Here is a 24121-nt window from a genome sequence, read left to right on the forward strand (position 1 = left end):
AAATAATCATTTTCTATAATTCATGAAAATTTAAGCTTTTACTATATTCTAGATTCAATAATAAATAATATTCAAGCTAAAATAATCCTCCGTCATTACGGTTAAAAGGACTTTTTCCGAAATGCGTATAAGCAAACTCCGTAGCTTGTCGCCCTCTAGGTGTACGAATAAGATAACCTTCTTGTATAAGGAAAGGTTCATAAACTTCCTCAATTGTGCCTGCATCTTCCGACACAGCAGTTGCAATAGTTGTAAGTCCAACAGGACCGCCGCCGAACTTTTCAATAATTGTAGATAGGATTTTATTGTCCATTTCATCCAAACCATTAAGATCTACATTAAGAGCCAGCAGCGCTTTTTGAGCTATCTCAATATCAATAAATCCGTCTCCGATAATCTGCGCAAAATCGCGTACTCTTCTAAGTAAAAGATTAGCAATACGCGGAGTTCCTCTACTACGACGGGCAATTTCGTAGGCGGCGTCATTATCAATTGCAATATTCAAAAGATTTGCTGATCTTTTTAAAATTTCAGATAATGTTTTCGAATCATAATAGTTTAATCTTGAAGTTATTCCGAATCTGGATCTAAGCGGGGCTGTAAGTAATCCTGAACGGGTTGTAGCTCCTACCAATGTAAACGGATTCAAACTGATCTGAATACTTCTGCTATTGGCACCGGTATCAATCATAATATCTATTTTATAATCTTCCATTGCGGAGTAAAGATATTCTTCCGTAATCGGCGATAACCGGTGTATTTCATCAATAAACAAAACATCATGCGGCTCAAGATTGGTTAGGAGACCGGCCAAGTTACCCGGTTTTTCCAATACAGGCCCTGAAGTTGCCTTAAGATTAACACCGAGTTCGTTAGCGATTATATATGACAAAGTTGTTTTTCCCAATCCGGGAGGGCCATGCAAAAGTACATGGTCAAGAGGTTCGTTACGCTGTTTTGCAGCAGCACAAAAGACTTTAAGATTATCAAGAATTGCTTCCTGACCGGCGAAACTTTCGAAATCAACAGGTCTTAGAGCAACTTCGTATTTTTGATCTTTCTGAGATAATATGTTTGAATCCGGGTTCAAATTATCATTCATGCTCTGCAAATTATTTTAATGATTTTGATAAAGAATTAAGGCGAACCAAAAGTTCGCCTTAATTCACAACACAAAAAATATGAAAACTACACTCAACAATAGAGTTTTTTATTCACGAACGAGTCTAAAGCCTACAACATTTCCTAAAGAGGTAGATGCATATGCAAAAGTAGAGTTTATTTCACACTGATCAGCTGTGCTATTCCAACAACCGCCAACGATGATACGATTTCCGTGTTCATCTGTGTCTTTAGTCATTTCCCAAACGTTTCCGCTCATATCATATACACCATTACTGTTAGAATTCTTTGTTCCGACAGCATGTACTTTATTATTGCTGTTTCCTTTATACCAAGCAACCTCATCAATATTTTCACTACCGCTATATGTACCAGTACCTGCAGCTTCTCTCCATTGAGCTATGGTAGGTAAATCAAATACACCTACACTCTTTTCATTAATTCTGTTGATAAAAGTTTGCATGGAAGTATACGCTATATCTACTTTCGGGTATAAACCTTCTGTACTAGAAGCTGTTCCGTTTATTAATTCATTCCATAGACCTACAGTAATTTCATATTTGGAGATATAGATACCATTTGAATTAACAATATTATTAGTAAACTCATTCAAAAAAGTATTAGTAGTAAATTGAGTATCTTCGGTGCTGCTACCGAAACCGCTTTGGTTAGTAGCGAAAGTTCTAACATAATAACTAGTATTTGAGATAAGTCCTTCTATTACTACATCAAATTCTCCAGTTTCCAAATTATAATTATCGGCATAATATTTATCCGCACCTTCTGTTACATTCGGTGATGTAGATAAAATAAATCCGATTTTATTAACGATATGACCGTTATGGGAAAATACTTTTCCTTTTAAAGTCACTGTAGTAGGAGTAATATTTTCAGCCACAGCTATATCTACTCCCGGCAACGTTACTCCAACAGTAAATTGTTTTACAATACCGTAGCCTACACCTTCTTCGTTTTGAGCAAATGCGCGTACATAATATACTTCACCTGCAAAAAGATTTGTCATAACATACTCATCTAATCTCCCACGTGCATCCGAAGCATGTTTCTCAATACCGTCATTTGTTTCATAAGTCGGCATTTCCATCGTTCCCCAGCAATATCCAGCTTCCAAGATATCCAAACCTTTGGTATCCAAGATTGCGCCTTTAATTTTTGCTGAACTGGAAGTTATATCGGTAATATCACCTGTCATTACTTCCGGTATTCCCCCTTCACTACACGCGGCAAAGAGAATTACCACTGATAACAATAAAAAATAGATTTTTTTCATACTAATATAATTTTAATTATTTTTACAAACACACCTACAATAATACAAAAAGCACAGTAAATCAAATTGTTAAAATTTAAATCTCTTTCTATACTATCTTTTACAAAAATTACTACAAAAATAATTCTTTATTTTATTAATGCAACTTTTTTTTTATTTTTTTTTCACTAATCAATATTATTTTTTTAATATACCTTTGCAGCATAAGATTTTTTATATTCAATTTTATGAATTCATGTTCGAATTATAAAAATATTTTTTCGATACTTTTTGCCTTGAGCTTTTATTTTTCATTACATGGCCAAAACTATACTTCGGAAAAAAAGGGAGAAGTAAATATTATTGCCGAGCCTGAATTTTATTCTATTTTAAACAAAAAACTCACATACGATGTCTATAATTCCGGATATGTGGGATACAGAGTACAAATTTATTGGGATGCGGGTAATAACTCAAAACAAGGTGCTTACAATATGGCAGATGAGTTTTACAAAAATCATCAAGATATTCCGGCATATATAACTTTTAAAGAACCATATTACAGAGTCCGTGTCGGAGATTTTAGAAGTAAACTTGATGCCGACAAATTATTAACCAATTTAAATAAGAATTTTAAAGGATCTTTTGTTGTAAAAGAGTTTATATCTATTTTTGATGAACCATACTCTCCTACTTCTCATTGGCAAGATTCTATTTACGTTTCTCCGAAAAACATACATGATTCCGAAAGCATCAATGAGGATTTCTTCAGATAGCTTTGGAATGATTTTTGATATCCCAACGCTCTTTGTATAAACAAATTAATTTAAATCAATATGCCTAAAAGATTTTGCCTTATTGTATTATTAAGTTCTATAATATTAGGCGCATACGCACAAACTCCTTATGATTATAAAAGTAAATGGAACAAAGTTGATGAGTTCTTCAATAAACAATTACCCGAATCGGCATTGAAAATTATAGAAGAGATTGAACAGCATGCAAAAAAAGAAAACAATTCGCCAGAAATGATTGCTGTTTCAATATATAAGGTAAAAATTGCATCGCAATATGAGGAAAACTTTCAGATTAATGCCATTAATGATTTTGAGAAAATAATTACAACCAGTAATTTCCCGGAGAAAAATATTTATTATTCTCTTACGGCTCAATTATATACACAATATTTAAGAAGTAATTTCTGGAAAATTTCAAATCTAAGCAATTCAACAGAAAAATCAGATGATATAAACACCTGGAGCAGAGAAAATTTACTGGAAAAAGCCTATGATTATTATTTGAAATCGCTTGATAATTCATCAAAATTACAAAAGATTCCAATTGATGATTATAAGGTTATTTTAGAACAAGAAGAAAATCCTGACAGAAATCTGCGCCCCACATTATATGACATTCTTGCATTCAGAACACTAACATTTTTGTCGGATTCGGAAAATAATTTGCTGGGAAAGACTTTGAATAACCAAGATTACCTTTCAACTTACAATACATTTACAAGATTAGTATTACCAGAAAACACCGAAACAAACGACTATCTTGAATTAAGCATGAAATTATTTCAGGATATTTTGAAATTTCATTATAATGATCCGGCGCCTTTTATTGATGCTGAATTACTGAGACTTGAATTCGCTTATAACAATATTACCGATTTCGACGGGAAAGATGAAAAATATTTGGAAGCATTATTTTCTCTTGAAAGGAATTTCGCACAACACGAATCCGCCTCCGATATAATGTTTGCTATCGCAAATTATTATTATAATAAAGCTTCGGAATATGATCCTGAAATATCTGATGAATATAAAGATTATTTTGTAAAAGCCTTGGCATATTGCAAAAAAAACTACGGACAATTTCCTGAAACCAAAGGTGGAATAAATTGTTATAATTTAATGTTGGAAATTGAAAATGAAGATATCAGCAATCTTGTTATTGCCGGTTGCAATTATCCTGACGAATATTTTCCGGCAAGTATTTCTTTCAAGAATATGAAAGAACTTTATGTGCGGGTTGTTCAAATTGATTTTGATGACGAATTCATATCGAAAAATATTTATTCTAATCTGCAAAATGATAAAACTTCAGATATACTTTTATCAAAGAAACCCGTTGAGGAATTTAAACTTGACATTCCTGAAAACATTGATTACAGAACACATACTGCCGAAATAATTCTACCGCCTCTTAAAATTGGAGCTTATGCCGTTATTATCTGCAATAAAGATTCTTTTAATAAAAAGAACGATAAAATTACTATTGCAACATTTCAAATCACCAAATTAAATTCTTTATTATTGGATACCGACAATAATATGGAATTTATTGTAAGTGATAGAAACTCAGGACACAACTTAAAGAATTGTAATATATCTTTTTATATTACAGAAGGCTGGGGAGGAAACAGAAAACAAACTTTGGTAAGCAAGCAAACTACTGATGATAAAGGTAAACTGACCGTAAATAAAAATGAATTAAAAAAGTTATCCGGGAAATCATCGCATTATATGAATTATTCAATTATAATAAGTAATGGCGAAGATAAGTTTTTATTTGATAATTATATAGATACATACTCAAATAACAGTTATGAAAGGCAACAAACTTCATTTTTCATAGACAGGGCAATTTATCGTCCGGGGCAAACCGTCTATTTTAAAGCAATAGCTCATAACGGATTTGAAGAAAATTTTTCTGTTGTACCGAATAAAACCATAAAAATCAACTTTAAAGACAGCAATTATAAAAATATTCAAACATTAAATTTAAGAACTAATGAGTTCGGTTCTTGTAACGGAGAATTTATTATACCTAATGACTGTCAACCCGGAGTTTACACTATTGACGACGGAAATAATACAATTTTCTTCAATGTTGAAGAATACAAACGCCCGTCTTTTGAAATAAACTTTGAAAAAACTTCGGAACAAAATATTGCCAACCAAGAAGTTTGTATAAAAATTAATGCAAAATCATTAACCGGAATTTCTTTAAATAATGCCACAGTAAAATATTCTGTTAACAGAAGCTCATACTTCAGATTCTTCAATTCGAATAATGCAGCAATAGACAACGGAACAATAACATTAGATGAAAACGGCGACGGAATAATATGCTTCAATGCAATTTGCCCCACAAACAAAAAATATTTCATCCAGCCTTTATATCTATTTAACATAAATGTTGATGTTACGGATAATTCAGGAGAAACAATATCAGGTAATTATTCAATCAGAATTTCCGACAAAAGTATTATTCTTAGTTCAAAAAATCCGGAATTTGTCAGCGACGAATTTATCATAAATACAACAAATACTGATAATGATCCTGTAAAGGCAAAACTTCAAATAAAAATATACAAACTCACTGAACCCAACGATATTGCAAGACCCCGTTTATGGGCAAGCGATCCGGATACCTTTATTTATTCGGAAAAAGAATATAAAAACAAACTTCCTAAAGATGCATATAAAAATGAAAATTCATACACAAACTGGGAAAAAGGAGATTTAATTGTAACTATCAATGATTCTGACGGAAAGATAAACATTAAGGATTTAAAACTTGCAGCAGGATTTTATGTTATTGATGCATCGACCAATGATAATTTCGGAAATGATATTGAAGAAAGTTTTTATTTTTACACTTTCGACAAAGAAAAACAACATACTTTTTCAAGTGAAGGAATATCTTTGCTAACATCGAAAAGTTCCGGAAAACCGGGAGAAAAATTCAATATTTATCTTTCATCATCACATAAGAAAACTAATGTCAGATTGCTGGTTTATTCCCCGAAAAGAATTATTTATGATGATTATATAAGTATCAACGGAATAAAATCTTTTTCTTTTGATATTAATGAAGAAGACAGAGGAAATATCAGAATTGTTGCTTCGGCAACTTTCAATAATAGAGTTTATAATAATTCACAAAGTATTGAGGTTCTCTTCGATAATAAAAATATCAATATTAAATTATTAACAGAAAGAAATTACATTATTCCGGGTACTAAGGAAAATTGGTCTCTTTCCTTAACGGATTACCAGAATAATATTACAGATGCGGAATTACTTGCAACAATGTACGATATGTCATTGGATTACTTCACTAAAGATAATTCCTCAAGATTTAACTTATACCGCTCAGTAAAATCAAAATACAATTTTTCGTTCAGAAATATTAATGGTTTGTCCCGCCAATGGGGATTGAATAATTATAATTTTAAGACGAAAAATGTAAAACCCGTTGTGTATGATGATTTCAAACTTGCAAATATTTATTCTCCGGTTTATTATGGCGGAATATATCCGAATGCTACAAATACAAGAATGATGAAACAAAGCGCTTTGTCGGGGAAAGGAGAACTTATTGAGGATGAAGCCGAATTTTATGAAATGTCTGATTCCGATGGAATTATTGTTAATGAAGAGGTAATTCTTGAAACAGGACAAGATATAGGAAGTGATCAAAACCAGAGTAGTATCAGGCGTGATTTTAGGGAAACAGCGTTTTTCTATCCTCAATTGAAAGCTAATAAAGACGGTAATGTAGAATTTGAATTTATTGTGCCTGAAAGTATGACAAAATGGAAATTCAGAGCTTGGGCGCACACGAAAGATATGTCAACGGGATATTTCGAAACGGAAATTGTTTCTAAAAAAGATATTTTTATTCAAGCTAATACTCCTAAAGTTTTGTACGAAAAAGACATAATCGATTATAGTGCAAAAATTTCTAACCTCACTTCGGAGAATCATTACGGAACCGCATTTATTGAAGTTTATGATTTATTCGGAAACGATATTACAAATCAAGTCACTGAAACAAACAAAATCCATTTCGACATCAATGAAAATTCTTCAACTTACGTAAGCTGGCGATTATTTGTTCCGGAAAACACAGGAATACTGAAAATACGTTGCGGTGCGGAAACGATAGCGCATAAGGATATTGAAGAGCACATTATTCCCGTACTTACTACAAAAATTTTAATAACCGAATCTCTGCCGCTTAGTATAAACAAAAAAGGGTTGAATAAATTTACATTCGATAGTTTTAAAAATAAATTCGGAAATTCAAAATACACTACCCAATCAATGACTTTTGAGTATTCGGCAAATCCTGTTTGGTATGCAATACAATCCTTACCGTTTTTATCCGAAGGCGATGAAATGTTCTCATTAACCGTATTCAACAAATTGTATTCTAATTTAGTTTCGGAATATATAGTAAAAACCAATCCGGAAATTCAAGAAGTTTATAAACAAGTTAAAATTACAAATCCTGAAAGCTTTGCTTCACAATTGGCACAAAACCAAGAATTGAAAAATATTCTTTTATCGGAAACGCCATGGATTCTGGATGCCGAAAATGAAGAATTACAAAGAGAGCGCATGGCTTCTTTATTCGATGAAAATAAGATAGGTTACACTAAAAATTCAATGTTCAACAAATTGAAAAACATGCAACATTCTTCAGGTGCTTTCACTTGGATTGAAAATAGTAATTATCCGAGCTATTACATAACATTGAATATTGTTATAGGATTTGCAAACCTATATACACTTGATATTATTGAATTTAACGATGAAATAAAATCTATATTAAATCCGGCTATAAATTATCTTGATACTGAAATTACAAAGACTTATAATAATCTAGAAAAGAATAATTCTTTGGATAAATATGTAATTTCTTCGGATATAATTAAATATCTTTATGCACGACATATTTTTGCAGCAGATAATTCTATTTCTAAGGAAAATTCTAAGGCATATGAATTTTTCATCTCTTGTTTACCAAATAATTGGAATACTCACGGATTGGAAATGCAGGCAATGACGGCAATAATACTTCACAATACGGGAAAGCAATCGGTTGCACAGCTCATTTTAAAATCGATAAATGAAAGAGCCTTACACAGTGATGAATTGGGAATGTATTGGAGGGATTTGCAAAATTCATACGCATATAGTTCATCAATAGCTACAATGGCGGCACTGATTGAATGTTATAATACAATTTCCCGCGACAGTAAATCTATATCTGAAATGCAGAGATGGCTACTGAACCAAAAACGTACTAATTCATGGGAAAGCGGTCCTACAACAAGCAAAGCAATATATGCACTCCTGATCAATAATTCCTCAAAGATTACAGTAAAATGCGAAGATGAAATTACAATCGGCAATATGAATATTGATATTTCAAAAGTTAGTGCCGGTTCGGGATATATTAAAGAAAGTTTTTCCGCTCCTGAAATTACAAAAGATTTTGCTGATATTTCCATCAACAAAGCAACGGAAGGAACCGCATGGGGCGCTGCTTACTGGCAATACACAACAGATTACGAAAATGTAACCTCAGCATCAGCAGGATTATCCGTTAATAGAAAAATATTGAAATCATCTTATAGCGATAGTTCAATAAATTTCACTGAAATCGGGAAAGATGAAGAAGTAAATAATACCGATAAAATCGTTGTGAGAATAATTATTAACAGCGATAGAGAATATGAGTATGTTCATTTAAAAGATATTCTGCCTGCATGTTTTATTCCCGAACAGAAACTTTCCGGATATTCATTCACAGGTAATTTGATGTATTACACCAGTATTAAAGATGAATCCATGAATTTCTTCATAGAATACCTTCCGAAAGGTACGCATATTATTGAATACAAAGTCAATATCCAACAAAGCGGTGAATTTACCGGCGGTATCTCTAAAATTCAATCTATGTATGCTCCGGAATTTGGCGGTCAATCGGACGGCATCAAAATCTATATTAAACGCTAAACAGTTAATAATTATGACATTAAATGAAATTTTAAAATATCGATAGCTATTCTTATGCTAAAATCTTTAAATCTTCTAAATGATATGACCAAAATTTAATAGAAGATTCTCCTTAAAAACTTATTAAGTTAAAAATAAAATATAAATAATCATGATCAAACAAAGCGAAAAATTAGCTTTATCATATAAAGACACTGAAATTTCTTACTCGAAACTTTTACAATATTCTTTGGCTTATGCCGAAACTTTTGCTAAAGACAAACCAGAAAGAATTTGCATCATAGGCGAAAATTCTTTAGAATGGATTTATGCTTTTTACGGAGCATTACGCGCAGATGCAATCTCAATTCCTATTGACGTACAGTCAACACCCGATGAAATTGCTTACATTCTGAAAGATTGTCAGCCCGACATTATCTTTTCGTCGGAAGAAAAAAAGGAAAGCATTTCCATCATTGTTGAAGAAGAAAAACTTACAGCTAAGGTCTTAACTGCAAAAGATATTGATATTTCCGAAGTTAACATGCTTCCGGTTATTGATTTCAATATTGAGGATATTGAAAAAACGGCATTGATAATTTATACTTCCGGAACAACCGGAAACTCGAAAGGAGTGATGCTTTCTTACAAAAATATTCTTTTCAACCTGAATGCGGTTTGTAAGCAAGTTCCGATTATCACGCAAGAAAGAACAATGATGATTTTGTTACCGCTACATCATGTTTTCCCACTTTTGGGCTCTTTGATGGCACCATTATATATAGGTGAAAGTATTTTTATTGCCGAAGGGATGAATAGCGAAAGTATCCTAAAAATTTTAGGCAAGGGCAAAATTAACCTGATGATTGGCGTTCCGCGTTTGTATACATTGCTTTCCAAGGGAGTCATGGAAAAAATCAATGCAAAGAAAGTCACTAAGATAATTTACAAAATTGCGGAAGGACTTCAAATACGAGCATTCTCCAAAATGATTTTCTCTTCCGTTCATAAAAAGTTCGGCGGACATTTGGAGTATCTTGTTTCGGGAGGAGCAGCATTACCTATCGAAACCGGCAAAATTTTCAAAACTTTGGGATTTGAAATTTTAGAAGGTTATGGAATGACCGAAACTTCACCTATGATAAGTTTTACTCATCCGGGAAAATGGAAATTAGGATATGCCGGTTTACCTTTAGACGGAGCAGAAGTAAAAACAATCGACGGAGAAATTTGTGTCAGAGGTGATAATGTGATGCAGGGATATTATAACCGTCCGAAAGAAACTGCGGAAGTGATTATTGACGGCTGGTTACATACCGGCGATTTGGGAATTATCGACAAATACGGAATTAAATTGACAGGAAGAATAAAAGAGATTATTGTTACTTCCAATGGTAAAAATATTATTCCTGATGAACTGGAAAACAAGTTTCAGAAAATGTCGCCATACACAAAAGAGATCGGAGTTTTCATGCATGAAGGAATTTTGCAAGCATTGATAGTTCCTGATATGGAGGAGATTCGTGTGGCGTCGTTAGGAGATATCGACTCATTAATAAAACAAGATATTATTAATTTCAATTCATCGGTTTCACAATACAAAAGAATTAAGCAGTATCATATAATTTCTGCTGAACTACCTAAGAATAGACTTGGAAAGCTACAACGCTTCAAATTTGCAGACCTTATTGAAGTCATTGAGGATACTACTGTTGAGAACGATGCCAACAGAAGCGAGCAATATATTCTTCTGAGAAATTTCATTGCAAAAGAAACCGGCAAAAACCCGAAAGAAAATGATCATTTCGAAATCGATCTCGGAATGGATTCGTTAACACGCATAGCTTTGATGGCTTTTGTTGAAACTAATTTCGGAGTAAGTTTGAATGAAAAGGATATCGAAGAACTTGACACATTAGGTAAAATGAGCGCTTTTATTGAGAGAAGCAGTAATGTTATTAATCAACAAAACGACAACATGTCGTGGAAAGATATTTTATCTTCCGACATTCCTCCTATTAAACTTCCGCATGCAAAATGGTTGAATAGTTTTTTACTTGGAATTTGCCGCGGTTTAATAAAGCTCTGTTATAAGTTCAAAAGTATCGGAAAAGAAAACATTCCTGAGGATACCTGTATCTTTGTTTCCAACCATCAAAGTATGCTCGACGGTGTTGTTTTGTTCACACAGTTAAAAAAGAAAATCCGTAAAAAGACATATTTCTTTGCAAAAGAAAAGCATTTTAAGAATCCGATTATGAAGTATTTAGCAAACAGAAATAATATAATATTGATGGATATTAATCACAATCTACGAGAATCTTTGCAGAAGTTAACTTACGTATTGACAAACAATAAAAATATAGCCATTTATCCGGAAGGCACACGCTCTAAAACCGGAATGAACGACTTTAAAGATGTTTTTGCAATTTTAAGTACTGAGTTAAAAGTTCCTGTTGTGCCGATAGTTATACAAGGAACGGATTTCGCCGTTACAAAACATAATCTTCCTCGCTTAGGAGCAAAAGTAACCATCGAATTTCTAAAACCGGTTTTCCCTTCAGAAAATGAAAATTATATTCATTTACGTGAAAAGATACAGAGATTAATCTCTGAGAAAATAGGATAAGAGAATAAAAATATGTAAAAATGAATTCAAGATTCAGAACTAAATAAAGTTTATGAAAATAAAAGACATTGCAAAAATTATCGAGGAATCCGCACCACATGCTTATGCCGAAAATTGGGATAATGTAGGATTATTAGTCGGAGATCCAAATAAAGAGATTAAGAAAATAATAACCGCTTTGGATTTTACCGAAGAAGTTCTTGACGAAGCTATTGAAAAAAATGCGGAAATGATAATTACGCATCATCCTGCTATATTCGGAGCCATCAAAAAGATTACTACAAATGATTTCACAACAAGATTAATAATCAAAGCTATAAAACATGATATAGCAATTTATGCGGCACATACAAATCTTGATAATGTAAAAGGCGGATTAAATTATTTAGTTGCGGAGAAATTCAAATTGCAAAATTGTTTTATTCTTGAACCTACTAAAGCTAATGTTTATAAATTAACATATTATGTTCCTCTTGATTATGCCGAAAAGGTATTAAAAGCTATTTTTGATGCCGGAGCCGGAAGTATTGGAAATTATGATTCATGCAGTTTTGCGAGCGAAGGTATAGGTACTTTTAAAGCTAAAGAAGGGGCAAATCCCTTTATTGGTGATATAAACAAATTGCATTTTGAAGAGGAAAAGAAATATGACGTAATAGTACTGGCACATTATTTAGATAATGTTATAAAAGCATTATTGCAATCACATCCATATGAGTTACCTGCTTATAATATTATAGCTATTGATAATGATAATTACAGTGCCGGAAGCGGCGTCATCGGAAAGCTGGCACAACCCATTAATGAAAAAGATTTTCTAAAACTTACAAAAGATTTATTAGTAACTTCGGTTTTACGTCATTCTAAATTAACCGGCAGAATGATTTCCAAAGTTGCAATTTGCACCGGATCGGGAGCATTTTTACTTCCGCAGGCTATACGGAAAGATGCGGATGTCTTTATTACAGGCGATGTAAAATATCACGATTTTTATAGTCCCGACGGAAAACTTCTGTTGATAGATGCCGGTCACTACGAAACCGAGCAATTATCAAAAGAATGGTTCGTAGAAATCATCAAAAGTAAATTTAATGATTTTGATATTGAAGTTTCGGAAAAAGGTGGAAATCCGATTGGATACTGGGTGTAAATAATATTTCACAACTTAAAATATAAATTAATTGAAAATGTTGAAAACAGTCTACGAATAATAATCTGAAAGCTATCATTCAAACTTATTTTTTATTTCAAGAAAACCTACCATAATTTTTATAAGTTTATGTCGGTTTCTCATTATGAAGATTGTAAACTAAATCAATTTTTATCAATTAGTTATAATAAATCAAATTATTCGCTCTTTGCACACTACCCATTGTACTTAATGGAATCCGATTATTTATCGCAGTTTCAAGATTTTTTCAGGATTTACAGATAATTGAAAGAAGCTAAATAACAGTCACCGGTACGTTGCTATGCAACGTACCGGTGACAACAAACCAATATTACACATTAAGATTAGATAATACTCCAATCTTTAAATTATCAAATTAATTTCCTTTTTTCTTGCTGATAAAATTCCTTATCAATTTTGAAATTTCAGTTATCGGTATCGGAGAAAGTGACAATAGAGCAACCCATAGCCATTGAATTCCTTCTAAACGAACAATGTGGAAAATAGATTGTAATGCTGGGATGAATAAAACAATTACCATCAATCCGAATACTAATGCAATTGCTAAAAGTAATTTTTTGTTGCTGAATAATCCTCTGAAAACACTTCGCGATTGTGAGCGTACTGTAAACACAAAAGTTAATTGTGCGAATGCAAGCGTTGCAAAAGTCATAGTTTGTGCGGTTTCAATATCAGTTTGTAATCCGATATAATATGCCCCTAAACTTAAAAGAGATATCATAATTCCTTGTAAGAAAATCCTTATAGTAAAAGGTTTTGTCATAATTCCCTTTCGTCCATCAAGAGGTTTACGTTCCATAATATCTTTCTCAGCAGGATCAACACTTAATGCCAGTGCCGGAAGACTATCCGTTACAAGATTTATCCATAAAATATGAATCGGTAGCAATGGAGAAACCCAATTAGCAAGAACTGCTACAAAAAGAACCAAGATTTCTCCTATGTTTGTAGATAGCATAAATTGTATAGCCTTAAGAATATTGTCATAGATTCTGCGACCTTCTTCAACAGCAGAAACAATAGTAGCAAAATTATCATCGGCCAGAACTACATCGGCAGCTTCTTTTGAAACATCCGTTCCTGTGATTCCCATAGCAATACCTATATCTGCAAGTTTAAGCGCCGGGGCATCATTAACACCGTCGCCGGTCATTGCTACTACATTGTGATTTCCTTGAAAAGCCTTCACAATTCGAACTTTATGCTCCGGCGAAACGCGTGCGTAAACAGCAACACTTTCTACTTTCGATTTTAATTCCTTATCAGACATACTTTCCAAATCCGTACCGGTTAACGCTTCATCATCATCTTTCATTATTCCTAAAGCTTTAGCAATAGCCATAGCAGTAATCCTATGATCACCGGTAATCATAACCGGTTTAATTCCTGCGTTGCGACATTTCTCAACGGCTGCTTTTACTTCTTCCCTCGGCGGATCAATCATTCCAACCATTCCGATAAATGTAAGTTCTTTCTCCAAAACATCAGGAGTTAGCTCACCAGGAAGTTTATCAATATTTTTCGATGCGATTGCCAAAACGCGTAAAGCTTGTTCGGCCATCGAAAGGTTAGCTTTTGAGATATTTTCTTTGTCCTTATCCGTCAAAGGACGAATTGTTTCGTTATCATAGATATTAGTACAGCATTGCAGCAACTCATCCAATCCTCCTTTTACAGCTACCAAAAGCTTATTTTCCACATTATGAACTGTTGTCATCAATTTTCTTTCGGAATCGAAAGGTATTTCTGCCATTCTCGGCATTTTCTCATCTAATTCATCTTTATCCAAACCTAATTTCAATCCGGCATCAATCAGAGCGGTTTCCGTAGGATCACCAATACTTTTACTCTTATTGTCTTCGCTACTTATTTTAGCATCATTAGCAAGAATTGAAACAACCATCAAATTTTCTAAATCTTTATTAAGATTATTTTTAATATCATTAATATCGATAATATTTTCGTTGGAATAGATTTTAACAACAGTCATACGATTTTGGGTTAGAGTTCCCGTCTTATCCGAGCAAATGACTTGTGTACTGCCGAGTGTTTCAACCGAAGGGAGTTTGCGGACGATGGCGTTGCGTTTTGCCAAACGTTGCACTCCAACAGCAAGTACTATAGTAGAAACAGCAGGTAATCCTTCCGGAATTGCAGCAGCGGCAAGACTAACAGCAGTCATAAACATCGTTAACCAATCGCGGCCGTAAAGTAAACCTATAATAAAAATTAAACCGCAAATGGAAATTGCAGCAATTGCCAAAATCTTTCCGAGTTTATCCAATTTCTTCTGCATTGGCGTTTTTGTGTCGGGAACAGATTGTATCATCGAAGCTATTTTTCCTACTTCCGAATGCATTCCAATAGCAGTAACAATTCCTTTTCCCCGACCGTAAGTTACGGTACAAGAAGCGAAAGCCATATTATATCTATCGCCAATCGAAACATTACCTTCTATAATAGCGGTATTTTTTTCTGTCGGAACGGATTCTCCGGTTAAAGCAGCTTCCTGAATTTTGAGATTAACAGCTTCCACAAGGCGTAAATCAGCCGGCACGGCATCCCCTGTTTCCAGAATAACAATATCGCCGGCAACAAGTTCACGCGATTCTATTACATGAACTTCACCGTTACGAATAACCTTACAGTGTGGCGCCGAAAGTTTTTCTAAAGCTTCTAAGGATTTTTCCGCTTTTGATTCTTGAAAAACACCAATTACTGCATTTAAAACAACAATTACTAAAATAATAATCGCATCGGAGAAACCTTCTCCATTGAGAACTCCGACAACTCCCGAAATAATTGCCGCAACAATCAATACAAGAATCATAAAACTCTTAAATTGTTCGAAGAATTTTACAATAATACTCTTGTGCTTTTTCTTTTCAAATTCATTATAACCGTTTTTCTCCAGGCGTTCCTTAACCTCTTCGGAATTTAATCCGGCTTCAATGTTAGTTTTCAGAAACTGTTCAGTTTCTTCAATCGATTGATTATAAAAATCATTTTCTTCAGTCTCCATTTTTTATAAAAATTAATTACGTTGCAAAGTAAGCTATTTTTTAGAGATTAAATATGATTGATATCTCCAAAAAGATGTTTTAAACTTCGGATTTTAAGAAAATTTATAAAGAAGAAAACAAAGAAGGTGAGAAAAAAATTATAAAAGACAAATATTATTTTTGAGAATCCGAAAGATATTTATCTGACAAACGCGTATTAATATTGAAATAGTTAAAAGATTAAATTGATCAATGTTCCGGCTTAGCCGTATTAACCTAATTAATTTTTGCCAACTAAATATTTATCTATACAAAATCATTATAATTTCAGGATTTTCATATTTATTCAGATGAAAAGCTAAAGAGTCTTAATCAAAAAATATCACATCATCAAACAATTACATCAACATTCAAATAATTTTTAATTATTCATTACTCATTATTAATTTTTATTTACCTTTGCAAAGTTGAGCGTGTTATAACATAATTTAATTATTATGAGTCTAACCAGAAAGCGGTCCGATCTTAAGAAACGGACAAAAACAGCAGCCGAAGGCGGCGGAAAAGAAGCTGTTATGAAACAAAAGGCTGTAGGTAAAATGACAGCCAGAGAACGTATTTTAGCTATCCTTGATCCTAATTCTTTTCACGAATATGATTTATTTGTTGAACATGCCGGAAAAGATTTTGACATGGACAAAAAGTACCTTCCAGGAGACGGCGTAGTTACGGGTACGGGTACTGTAAGCGGTTATCCGGTGTGCATTTTTGCACAAGATTTCACTGTTGCGGGCGGCTCTCTCGGATGGATGCATGCTAAAAAAATCACGAAAATAATGGATGTTGCTACCAAACTCAATGTGCCTCTTATCGGTATTAATGATTCGGGCGGTGCGCGTATCCAAGAAGGTGTTAACGCTCTTGCGGGTTACGGCGAAATTTTTTACCGTAATACTCAGGCATCTGGCGTAATTCCTCAAATCTCTGTCATCCTTGGTCCTTGTGCCGGCGGTGCGGTTTATTCCCCTGCCCTCACAGATTTTGTTTTCGTGGTTAATAAGATTTCCAAAATGTTTATTACGGGTCCTGAAGTTATTAAAACCGTTTTGGGCGAAGATATAAGCATGGAAAATCTCGGCGGTGCTAAAGTTCATTCGGAAGTAACAGGTAATGCGCATTTTTATGCCGAAAGCGAACAAGAATGTTTTGAACAGATTAAGGAATTATTATCCTATATTCCTTGGAATAATACTCAGAAAGCACTAAGGTTTCAATCAAAGGCTCCGTTAACAAAACGTTATAAGATTGATGATGTTTTTCCGACAAATCCTCGTCAGCCTTATGATGTGCGCGATGTTATCAGATCTATTGCAGACGGATCTACTTTTCTTGAAGTTCATGAACGATTTGCACCCAATATTGTAGTGGGATTCGGTAGAATCGACGGCAATACTGTAGGGTTCGTTGCAAATCAACCATTAGTACTTGCTGGAGTTCTGGATATTGATTCATCTGATAAAGCCGCGCGCTTCATCAGATTCTGTGATGCTTTTAATATTCCGCTTGTTACTCTTGTCGATCTTCCGGGATATTTACCGGGAGTTGACCAAGAACACGGCGGAGTTATCAGACACGGTGCAAAAGTACTATATGCTTACAGCGAAGCAACTGTTCCTAAAATTACAGTTATCCTTCGTAAAGCTTACGGTGGCGGATATATTGCAATGTGTTCTCATCACTTGAAAGCCGATTTTGTTTTTGCTTGGCCTACCGCAGAAATAGCAGTTATGGGTCCTGAAGGCGCTGCCAACATCATTTTCCGTAGCGAAATTAAAAATGCGGAAAATCCTGACGAGGTTCGCAAACAGAAAATAAAAGAATATAAGGAAAAATTCGCAAATCCATACGTAGCAGCTGCTTACGGCTATATTGATGCGGTAATTGATCCTAATGACACACGTGATATGCTTGTTCATGCCCTAAGTATTTCCGGTCAGAAATCAGTTCATGTATTTAAGAAAAAACATGGTATTCCTCCATTTTAAAATTAAGTATTATGGCTAAAAATAAATCGGAAAACACTAAAGTAGAAACCGAAGCAAAAGCAGAAGTAAAAACTGAAGTGAAAGAAAGAAAATCGGTTTGGAGAAGAAATAAATCATCAAAGAAATCCTTGGAAGAGAATGAAAATAAACCGGAAGTATGTTCTGCAACGAATCAACATCTCGGTAATCTTCCTCTTGAAGGATTAACTTACAAAACCTGCTTAACCGATAAATATTTACAAAGACCTAAGTACAATCCTCATGAAGCGGGGACGGTATATTCCAAAATTCCGGGTACAATTAAGAGCATAGCAGTAAAAACTGAACAATATGTTAAAGAAGGCGAATTGCTCTGCATTCTTGATGCTATGAAAATGAACAATGAGATATTAGCTCCTTGTGAAGGAACTATTATCGAAATTAATATTAAACCGGGACAAGTTATTGCTAAAGATGTATTACTTTTCAAAATTTCAAGTGAAAACTTGCAAAGTGATGTAGAAACTGATGATACATATCTCGAAGAAGAGATGATGCAAGCTTAAAATATTATATTATTTACATAAAAATTAAAAATAGCAGATTATCGACAATCTGCTATTTTTGTTTATATTTTATATTATTGAAAACGCAACCTTAGATTAAATTTTAACAAATAAGTGAATAAATTTATTACTATTTTTGCATATATAAATTTGTAACCGTTATTAAAATGTTCGTCAGATAAATTGTAAGTTAAATAATTAAAAATTAAACATAAAAACATGAAACGATTATTATTAATTCTCTCAGCTGTTGTATTTCCATTAATTTCATTTTCTCAACAGAAATACATTGATGCAAAAAATTATCAATTGAAAAACGGGTTAAAAGTAATTCTATGCAGGGATACCGAAAAACCTGAAATTTATGGTGCCGTAAGTATTAATGTGGGCAGCATAAACGACCCTGCAGATGCTACCGGAATGGCCCATTATTTTGAACACATAATGTTTAAAGGAACCAATAAAATTGGTACATTAAATTGGGAAGAAGAAAAAATTTATCTTGATAGTATCAGTTATTATTATGATAGACTTCATGATACCAATAACAAGAAAGAACGAAATAAGATTCAGTTAAAAATAAATGAATTGAGTCAGAAAGCCGCACAATACGCTATTCCTAATGAAACAGATGCTATTTTGAGTAAGATGGGTGGTAAGGGTATTAATGCTTTCACCGGTTTGGAAAATACTGTTTACCTAAATTCATTTCCTTCAAACCAACTTCATAAATGGCTGGAAGTATATGCCGAACGTTTTAGAACTCCTGTATTCAGACTATTTCAATCTGAACTTGAGACTGTTTACGAAGAGAAAAATATGTATCAAGATAATCCTATCAGCATTTTTATGGAAGATATTTTAAAGGAAACTTTCGGTGAACATCCTTACGGCAGACCGGTTATAGGCTATACGGAACATTTAAAAAATCCTCAAATTTCTAAAATGCAGAAATTTTTTAATACATATTATGTTACTAATAACATGACCTTAATTTTAGTCGGTGATCTTGAATTTGAACCTACTATGCAATTAATTGAAGAAACATTTGGAGAGCTGCACTTTGGCCAGATCCCGGATTTTCCTGAATATAAATTACCGACATTTACAGGAGCAACTATTGTTGAAAAACGACAAACTCCAATTAAATTGGGTATCATCGGGTTTAATACAGTACCTGTTAATCATGATGATAATCTGGCTATAGATATCATGTCTGAGATACTAAGCAATAGTACAAGCACCGGATTATTGGATCAGTTGAGTCTAAATTACGAACTGCTAATTGCAATGCCTATTCCTTTAGCAATGAAACAACATGGTGTTTTTGCCTTTATGTATATTCCTAAAATTTTGGGGCAATCACATCAGGAAGCCGAAGCTCTTATTTTCAACTGTATAGACTCATTGAAAACCGGTAATTTCAACGATGATCTATTTCAGGCTGTAAAAATGGAAAAGATAACATCTGAAATTAGAAAAGTTGAAGGTTATGCAAATACGTTCAATATGATTCTTGGCTATCAGATGAATGGCAAAAGTTGGAAAGATTATTATACAGATCTTGATAAAATAAAAGCCCTTACAAAAGACGATATAGAAAAGGTTGCAAATAAATATTTCGGCGATGATTATCTACTTTATCGTTCAAAGATGGGAAGCGCCGATAAGGATAAAATAGATAAACCCGATTGGAAACCTATTGAAATTAAGAATACCGATGCTCAATCGGATTTTGCAAAGATGATTGACAATGAAACTGTTGAGCCTATAATTCCTCAAGTAATTGATTTTAATTCAGACGTTAATATTAACGAAACCAATAGAGCTTATAAGGTTTATTCCACAAAAAATCCATATAATGATATTTTCACAATGAAAATATACTATAATTACGGCAATTATTATAACAAACACCTCAGCAATGCAGCTGAGTATGTTAATCTTCAGGGAACCGAAGACTCTAAATTCCAAGATTTCCATATTAAATTACAACTTTTAGGCGCTTCAATAAATCTACATACCGAATTAGACAGATCATATATTAATATCACCGGTTTTGACAAAGATTTTGAAGAAATAATGGAGCTATGTAATCAGAAGTTTTTTAATACAGGTAATGATGAGAAAACATTGAGTGTATTGCTCGAAAATCATCAGGTAAATATCAGATTGATGAAAAGAGATGCTTCAAGTTGCGCTGATGCAGTATATAATTATGCTTTATTCGGTGATGATTCCGAATACTTAAGAATGCCTACTTCTTCCGAAATAGAAAAATATACTGGTGAAGAATTAATTAATTATGTTCGTGAAATATTTGATTATGTAGGATTTGTTACCTACTCGGGAAATATCAACCCTGAAACAATTTATAACATTCTTAAGAAGAATAATTTCATTCGTGAGGAAGGTTACAAAAAATATCCGGGAGAATCTATCCCTATTGAAAAAAATGTAACGGAAGATGCGGTATATTATGTTCACGGTAAAAAATTCCTGCAAAGTAATATCCATTTTTTTGTACCCGGATTACAAATGAATACACAAGATAGAAACAAGATATTAAGTAAATGTTTTAACCAATATTTCGGCGGCGATATGTACTCAATTGTTTTCCAGGAAATACGCGAGTTTCGTTCTTTAGGTTATTCTGCTTATTCAAGATATCTTTATGATATTATGAATAGAAAACCGAGCTATTTATATGGATATCTGGGAACTCAATCGGACAAGACAATTGAAGGTATTGATGCGATGCACTCTTTAATTGTTGATATTCCCAAAAAGGAAGACAAGTATAATACTGCAAAAGAATCTTTACTTGCCGTAGAAAGATCCAATTATATTGACTTCAGGACACTTCCTTATCAGGTTTATTTATGGAGATTGGAAAAATATGATGAAGACCCGCGGGCAGAAATGATTAAAGTCATTGAAAGCGTTGAATTTAATGATGTTTTGGATTTTTACGATGAAGCTATTAAAAATAAACCTGTAATAATTTCTTTATCCGGAAATAGCAAGAGGTTTAAGAAAAATGATTTGAGTAAATTCGGAAAAGTGAATAAAGTAAAGATGAGTGATATTTTTTGTGAGTAATAAGTATATAAAAATCGAAAAATATCAAAATACAAAAATTTATAGAATGTAGTATTAATTTGACATTATTGTAAAGTTGATATTAATTTTTATCATCGCTATAATATATTCAATTCAAAACTTCTTAAACTATCTAAACAAAAAAGGTGTCCCAAAAATTGAGACACCTTTTTTTATTGTAAAACTTAAATTTAAAAATTCAGTAAGAAACTGAGCATGATACCTGCAGCTACCGCCGAGCCAATAACTCCGGCTACGTTAGGTGCCATGGCGTGCATTAACAAATGGTTTGAAGGATCTGCTTTTAAACCTTCTACTTGAGAAACACGAGCACTATCCGGAACAGCAGAAACCCCTGCCGAACCAATTAAAGGGTTAATCTTATTTCCTTCTTTAAGGAACAAATTCATCAATTTAGCAAAAAGAATTCCGCATGCAGAAGCAATAATAAATGAAAGCGCTCCCAATACAAATATCATCATAGACTTATCCGTAAGAAATACAGTGGCCTGAGTAGATGCACCAACCGTCATACCAAGGATAATCGTTACAATATCAATAAGAGCATTACTTGCGGTGTTTGCTAAACGTTTTGTTACGCCGCTTTCTTTAAGGAGATTACCGAAGAAAAGCATTCCCAAAAGAGGCAAAGCACTCGGAGCAATAAAACAAGTAAGGATTAAACCTATGATAGGGAACAATATCTTTTCGGTTTTAGAAACAACTCTTGGTGGTTTCATGCGTATTCTGCGCTCTTTTTTTGTTGTAAGAAGCTTCATTACAGGTGGTTGAATAACTGGCACCAAAGCCATATATGAATATGCGGCTATAGCAATCGGCCCGATTAAATTTTGTACGGTTTGACCTGCAAAGGCTCCTGTATGCATCATCTTTTGTCCGTTGGCCAACATTGACGACATGAATATCGCGGTTGGTCCGTCAGCACCACCGATAATACCGATAGCAGCTGCTTCAGGAGGTGCAAAGCCAAGCATTAAAGCACTCCAGAAAGTAATAAATATACCAACTTGCGCTGCGGCTCCCAAAAGCATCAATTTTGGATTGGAAATTAATGACGAGAAGTCTGTCATTGCACCAATTCCCAGAAAAACAAGAGGGGGATAAATACCTTTTGTTACTCCGAAATAAAGATAATTTAAAACACTACCCTCTTCATAGATACCGACTTGCAATCCGGCCCCCTCAAGGAAAGGTATATTACCTATAATGATACCGACTCCTATTGGCACTAAAAGCAAAGGTTCGTACTCAAATCTGATTGCCAGGAAAATAAATAACAATCCTATACAAATCATAACAAGATGCCTCCATGTACAATTTGCAAAGCCCGAAAATTTGATAAATTCTTTTATTCCTTCAACGGCAGTCATTGATTTATCACTCTGTGTTCCAATAGCAACACCTTGAGTTTGTTCACCTTCAGACTGTATAATTTCCGTATTAACCTTTTCACTTACATTATTATTTCCTGTTACAAAAGCCGATCCGAAAAGTACAACAATAATCAGAAAAACCATTGTACAGGCTCGTCTTATAGGAGACGTTTGTTTAAGTTTATTTCTCATATTAATCAAATAAAAGGGTTCAACTATCTAATATCAATTAAATTAGCTCCTTGTAATACAGAGTCGCCAATATTGACATGAATTCTCGCAACAGTACCATTTCCTTCGGCTAAAACGTCATTCTCCATTTTCATGGCCTCATAAACCAAGAGTTTCTGGCCTTTTGTAACAGTATCGCCTTCTCTTACAAGAATGCTGATAATATTTCCAGGCAAAGGTGCTTTGATAATTTGAGCTGTACCTGATGGAGAGCTACCTGTATTACTTGGAGCATTTGTTTCTTTACGAACAAATGATTTTGGTGCAGTTTTTACTGTAGCTGTTTTTTCGGTAGTAACTACATAAGGCATTCCGTTTACTTCCAAAGTAATATCTTTATCTTCATGCTTCTGAATTTCAACATGATATTTATTACCATTTATAATAAAGTTATATGCTTTCATATTTTATTTTATATTTATTTAAAACTAATTTATTTTTTGATTAAGGAATTGATGCTTATCGGACCAAGGTGATTGTCGCTTAACCTCTTGGGTATTAATAGTTAAAACATTGCTTTCAACATCGTGAAGATCATTAAAATACATATGCAATGCTGCCGAAATAGCTGCACAGGCTTCTCCGCTTGCATCAACATTTTCTTTAACAACATCAGAATCTTCTTTTTTGATTTTTCTTTTAGATTTGATATTCAAAATTTTAGGAATAAGCATATAAATAAAAGATAAAAACAATAAAGCTACGAACACAACAATAATCCCTACAAGTCCAATTGTTATAGCTAAAGAATCAAATGCCGACCAATCCCAAGTTATTGCTAAAATATTCATA

Annotated in this window: 13 protein-coding genes; 7 read left to right on the forward strand and 6 right to left on the reverse strand. The window is 33.4% G+C overall.

The features are described from left to right. Window positions 1–76: 76 nt before the first annotated feature. Both ruvB and LBP67_00210 read right to left on the reverse strand, forming a co-directional pair. Entirely contained in the window at window positions 77–1102 is a 1026-nt protein-coding gene (gene ruvB, locus LBP67_00205; protein MDR2083408.1) for a Holliday junction branch migration DNA helicase RuvB, read from the reverse strand. A gap of 108 nt (window positions 1103–1210) precedes the next feature. Beyond that, the gene (locus LBP67_00210) at window positions 1211–2413 is read right to left on the reverse strand and encodes an SUMF1/EgtB/PvdO family nonheme iron enzyme (protein ID MDR2083409.1); all 1203 of its coding nucleotides are present in this window, start codon (window positions 2411–2413) and stop codon (window positions 1211–1213) included. A 227-nt stretch (window positions 2414–2640) separates the two neighbouring features. Here LBP67_00210 and LBP67_00215 point away from each other — a divergent pair, with 227 nt between their 5' ends. The 4 genes from LBP67_00215 (at window position 2641) to LBP67_00230 (ending at window position 12968) form a co-directional block, all read left to right on the forward strand. After that, window positions 2641–3168, forward strand: coding sequence for an SPOR domain-containing protein (locus LBP67_00215; GenBank protein ID MDR2083410.1), 528 nt, complete (start codon window positions 2641–2643; stop codon window positions 3166–3168). A 60-nt stretch (window positions 3169–3228) separates the two neighbouring features. After that, complete coding sequence (locus LBP67_00220) at window positions 3229–9210, forward strand: hypothetical protein (protein MDR2083411.1); 5982 nt, start codon at window positions 3229–3231, stop codon at window positions 9208–9210. 151 nt (window positions 9211–9361) lie between these two features. Next, complete coding sequence (locus LBP67_00225) at window positions 9362–11818, forward strand: AMP-binding protein (protein MDR2083412.1); 2457 nt, start codon at window positions 9362–9364, stop codon at window positions 11816–11818. Window positions 11819–11870: 52 nt separating this feature from the next. Then, the gene (locus LBP67_00230) at window positions 11871–12968 is read left to right on the forward strand and encodes a Nif3-like dinuclear metal center hexameric protein (protein MDR2083413.1); all 1098 of its coding nucleotides are present in this window, start codon (window positions 11871–11873) and stop codon (window positions 12966–12968) included. Window positions 12969–13365: 397 nt separating this feature from the next. Here the strand turns inward: LBP67_00230 and LBP67_00235 are convergent, their stop codons facing one another. Then, window positions 13366–16032 carry a calcium-translocating P-type ATPase, PMCA-type gene (locus LBP67_00235; GenBank protein ID MDR2083414.1) on the reverse strand — a complete coding sequence of 889 codons (2667 nt, stop codon included), beginning with the start codon at window positions 16030–16032 and terminating at the stop codon, window positions 13366–13368. A gap of 477 nt (window positions 16033–16509) precedes the next feature. Here LBP67_00235 and LBP67_00240 point away from each other — a divergent pair, with 477 nt between their 5' ends. The 3 genes from LBP67_00240 (at window position 16510) to LBP67_00250 (ending at window position 21704) form a co-directional block, all read left to right on the forward strand. Then, window positions 16510–18057 carry an acyl-CoA carboxylase subunit beta gene (locus tag LBP67_00240; GenBank protein MDR2083415.1) on the forward strand — a complete coding sequence of 516 codons (1548 nt, stop codon included), beginning with the start codon at window positions 16510–16512 and terminating at the stop codon, window positions 18055–18057. 11 nt (window positions 18058–18068) lie between these two features. Continuing rightward, window positions 18069–18602, forward strand: coding sequence for an acetyl-CoA carboxylase biotin carboxyl carrier protein subunit (locus LBP67_00245; GenBank protein ID MDR2083416.1), 534 nt, complete (start codon window positions 18069–18071; stop codon window positions 18600–18602). A 219-nt stretch (window positions 18603–18821) separates the two neighbouring features. Beyond that, complete coding sequence (locus tag LBP67_00250; protein ID MDR2083417.1) at window positions 18822–21704, forward strand: insulinase family protein; 2883 nt, start codon at window positions 18822–18824, stop codon at window positions 21702–21704. A gap of 191 nt (window positions 21705–21895) precedes the next feature. Here LBP67_00250 and LBP67_00255 read toward each other — a convergent pair whose 3' ends face one another. The 3 genes from LBP67_00255 to LBP67_00265 form a co-directional block, all read right to left on the reverse strand. Continuing rightward, complete coding sequence (locus LBP67_00255) at window positions 21896–23095, reverse strand: sodium ion-translocating decarboxylase subunit beta (protein MDR2083418.1); 1200 nt, start codon at window positions 23093–23095, stop codon at window positions 21896–21898. A 218-nt stretch (window positions 23096–23313) separates the two neighbouring features. Next, window positions 23314–23733, reverse strand: a complete 420-nt coding sequence (locus LBP67_00260; protein ID MDR2083419.1) for a biotin/lipoyl-binding protein — start codon at window positions 23731–23733, stop codon at window positions 23314–23316. 24 nt (window positions 23734–23757) lie between these two features. Next, window positions 23758–24120: an OadG family protein gene (locus LBP67_00265; GenBank protein MDR2083420.1), complete on the reverse strand. Its 363-nt coding sequence runs from the start codon at window positions 24118–24120 to the stop codon at window positions 23758–23760. Window position 24121: the final 1 nt, after the last annotated feature.

The organism is Bacteroidales bacterium, from assembly GCA_031276035.1.
Lineage (GTDB): Bacteria > Bacteroidota > Bacteroidia > Bacteroidales > BM520 > RGIG7150.